Raw genomic sequence first — 3,856 nt, 5'->3', positions numbered from 1 at the left:
GCCTGGACATTCGCTGTCCCCTCGATTCGCCGCCGCCGAACCGAGTGAATCACGCTCCGCGCCACAAGGGAATCGCAAAACCGAATTGCAGGAAAACAGCCCCAATAAACCGCTAATCCTGCAATTCAAAAGACGCTATCCGCCTCAATCAACAGGCCAGATCAATGGCTTGCGGATAGTTCACGGCGACTGTCCCGAGTCCGGTGGTCCTCCTCGACCTGAGGGTTAGAAGCTTTTCCAAGCCTCTCGCGCAACGCCGAGACCTCGAGCCGATCGCCAGGGCGTTGCACTTACGAGTCGAGCGCCGTTCTTGAGCTTCTCGTGCACCACGGTCTTGCGATCAACCCTCGCATGCGTCCCGCTTCGACAGACTCGCCCTAAGTGAATTGCACCAGATTCGCACAGGCTACAAAGTGAACAGAGCTAACGGACAGATCGGGGAGCACGTCAACGAAGACTATGTCCGACGCCGCGTGCGAACTCCGATTGCTTGGGCTGACCTGGTCCGCTTGGATCCAAAGTCAAGCCCGCACCCGCTCGCTCTTCGGGTCATACATTGGTTTAAGCGAGACTTCGGCGGCAAAGCGCTCGCCAGCTATCTCAATCTCGTAAGAAGAGGAAAGGAGAGCTGCCTCGCTCTCACTTTTGCAAGGTACATAGCCAAGGCCGATGGCTCCTCCAAGCGTATGACCGTAGCTTCCGGAGGTGATGGTTCCCGCAATCCGACCGTCACGGAAGATGACCTCGTTGTGGTGAAGTAGTGGACTGGGGTTTTTCAGCCGGAACTGAACCAGCCGACGGTCGAGCCCCGCTTCACGTTTTCTCAGCACCGCATCTCTCCCAATAAATCCTGGCTTTGCCGTCTTGACGGCGAAGCCCAACCCCGCTTCGAGCACATGATCCGCGCTGCCAATATCATCGCCAAGATGCCGATATGCCTTCTCGATGCGGCATGAGCCAATGGCATGCAGTCCACACAGCTTGAGGCCAACATCTGCGCCCGCCGCCTCAATTACTTCGAAGACATGCGCGGCTTGATCAGTCGGGACGTAAATCTCCCAGCCCAGTTCGCCGACATAGGTCACTCTATGCGCTCGCGCCAAACCCATTCCGATTTCAATTTCCTGGAAGGTGCTGAAGGGATTGTTGCCATTGGAGAAATCATTCGGGCTAACTCTGCCGAGCAGTTCGCGCGAATTCGGCCCCATGACCGCGAGAACGCTTTCCGAGGCGGATATATCGGTGATAACGACGAACTCGTCGCCTACATGCCGCCTCAACCAGCACAGATCGCGTTGCAGATCGAAGGCCGACACCACGAGCAGGAAAGCAGTCTCGCCGAGACGACTCACCGTGAGATCGCTCTCTATCCCGCCCCGCTCGTTTAGCATTTGTGTATAGACGATCCGGCCGACCGGCACCTCGACGTCGTTGGAGCAGAGCCGTTGGAGAAACCTGCATGCGTCTCGTCCCTCCACTCGGATTTTCCCGAATGGACTCAAATCGAAAATACCGACCCGTTCACGCACCGCCACATGCTCTTCGCGCTGGTTTTCGAACCAGTTCTGGCGGCCCCAAGAGTACCGATATTCGCGCTCCTGGCCCTCTCGGGCAAACCAGTTGGGTCGTTCCCAGCCTGCGGCTTCGCCGAACACGGCTCGGCGCGCTCTAAGGTGTTCATGAATTGGTGACCGTCGAATTCCGCGCGATGTTGTCATTTGACGGGCGGGAAAGTGGTCGGCATAGGTAAGCCCCACGATCTCCGTAACCCGCTCCTTCAGGTAGGAACGATTCTTCTGAAACGGCTGCATCCGACGGATGTCAACTCCTGAAACGTCGAGAGGCGGTTCGCCGTCATTCATCCACTGCGACAGAATAAAGCCCGCTGGTCCTGAGCCGGCTATCCCTCCCGTGTTGTAGCCACATGCTACCCAATAGCCCCTCAGGTTAGGAGCTTCTCCTAGGTGGAAGCGATCGTCAGGCGTGAAGCTCTCAGGTCCATTGAAGAAGGTGCGAATACCAACCTTGCCCAACATCGGCATGCGCTTTAGGGCCTTCTCCATAATGGGTTCGAAATGCGCAAAATCCTCTGGCAACTGGTCAAAGCAAAAGCTTTCGGGAATGCCGTCCATACCCCATGGCTTAGCCTTCGGTTCTACCGCCCCAAAGAGGATCTTCCCTGCATCTTCTTTGTAGTACGTATGTTCGTCCGGAACCCGAATGATCGGCAGTCGTGTAAGCCCTTCTATTGCCTCCGTGATCAAATAGAAATGTTCACAAGCATGCAAGGGAATCGCCACGTCGCTTCTAGAGCCAAATTCCCGAGCCCACATTCCTGCACAGTTTACCACGTGCTCTGTTTCAATCTCTCCACGCTCGCCATTCTTCTCCCACGTCACGCTTGACACCCGGCCGTTTTTCGACCGAACGCCGGTTACCTTCACTCCTTCATAGATGGCAGCACCGCGTTGCCGTGCGCCCCTGGCAAGCGCCATCGCGACATTTCCTGGATCACATTGCCCATCATTAGGGAAATGAAGCGCAGCAGAGACGTCCGACACATTGACATGAGGGTACATTTCCTCAAGTTCGCTGGAGGAGATTTTTCGCACCTCTACCCCGAAGGCGTTCGCGACCGAGAACTGCCGCAATAGCTCGTGCTTCCGCTCATCGGTAAGCGCGAGAGCCAACGAGCCGACACGGCGCAATCCAGTTGAAACCCCCGTCTCTGCTTCCAAGCTGGAGTAAAGTTCCATCGTGTACTTTGCCATATTTGTCATATCGGCAGAGCCGCGCAATTCGCTCAGCAATCCGGCAGCGTGCCAAGTTGTTCCGCAGGTCAGTTGCTTACGCTCGAGCAGAATTACGTCGGTCCATCCGAGCTTTGTGAGGTGATATGCAACCGAGCACCCGGAAATACCGCCCCCGATTATGACCGCTCGGGCTTTAGCCGGCAGTGATTTCGCTCCAGATGAGTCGGCAACTTCGTTTAGGGTTGATGCATTCTTCATGGAAATTTAAGCTCCTAGTTAAAGGCTTTTCTCAACATCTTGCAGGTCAGTGGTCGGCCACGCGGCAAGGCGGAGCTCAAAGCGAGCTGGCGGCGGCCCCGGTGTTTTCTATGTTGGCGCGCGCGTTGGCGGGCGCATCGACGAGCCAGAAACCAAGCACGCGACGTTTATGAAGATAGCGGGCTCACTCGGACAGCTCCCCTTCGGCCTGAAAGTTTCAGCGTCGAGCATTGCTATTTTTGCCATTGCTTTCAGTGGGTAATTCATTCACCGAGAGGTGCCTACGTCAAATTCAGTCTATATATTAACGCCATCTGGTTTCGAGATTCTCGGTCCGGTGTAGGTGGAAATGGAGTGTCAGGACATCGCCGAGCCTTGTCCTAGCCACACCTGTGGCGTGGAAAAGAAAAAGGCGCGACGGGCAGCTCTGCGGGCGAGCGCCACAATCTTCTCACCCCGGCCGTTCTGCTTCACCTACGTTGAACTGGGAACGTACTCAGGCCATCCGGAACGGCGTCTGCGGTCTTGATCTGCTCAGTCCACTTCCAGGATGTGCCGCAAGGCTGGGAAAACGAGGCAAATCGCCGGTCGGTTTCTAAATGGCGCTGCGGGGCCATTGCCTGCAAACAGCCACTTAGTCATGGCGACAAACATCCGGAGGCAATGGTCACCGGCAAAGTTTGAGAATGTTAATCGAGATGATGCCCGTCATAGGCGGTTTTGCAGCTCCGGCAGAATGACGAAGAGATCGCCGACGAGGCCGTAGTCGGCAACCTGGAAAATCGGCGCCTCCTCGTCCTTGTTGATGGCGACGATGACCTTCGAATCCTTCATGCCGGCGAGAT

The 3,856-nt window shown here is 56.1% G+C and carries 1 protein-coding gene and 1 pseudogene; both read right to left on the bottom strand.

Features of this window, described 5'->3' with window-relative positions; translation table 11 throughout:
* Positions 1-521: 521 nt before the first annotated feature.
* A complete protein-coding gene (locus tag EN964_RS28010) occupies positions 522-3,011 on the bottom strand; it encodes an FAD-dependent oxidoreductase (protein ID WP_127270312.1) in 2,490 nt (829 codons plus the stop codon).
* 708 nt (positions 3,012-3,719) lie between these two features.
* Positions 3,720-3,856 (bottom strand): annotated as a pseudogene (locus EN964_RS28005) (electron transfer flavoprotein subunit alpha/FixB family protein); the annotation flags it as partial.

The organism is Mesorhizobium sp. M7A.F.Ca.CA.001.10.2.1 (assembly GCF_003998575.1).
Lineage (GTDB): Bacteria > Pseudomonadota > Alphaproteobacteria > Rhizobiales > Rhizobiaceae > Mesorhizobium.
This window is presented reverse-complemented; position numbering and strand designations above follow the sequence as displayed.

Coding starts and splice junctions, on each gene's coding strand:
- EN964_RS28010 (WP_127270312.1), bottom strand. CDS start 3,011: ATGAAGAATGCATCAACCCTAAACGAAGTTGCCGACTCATCTGGAGCG.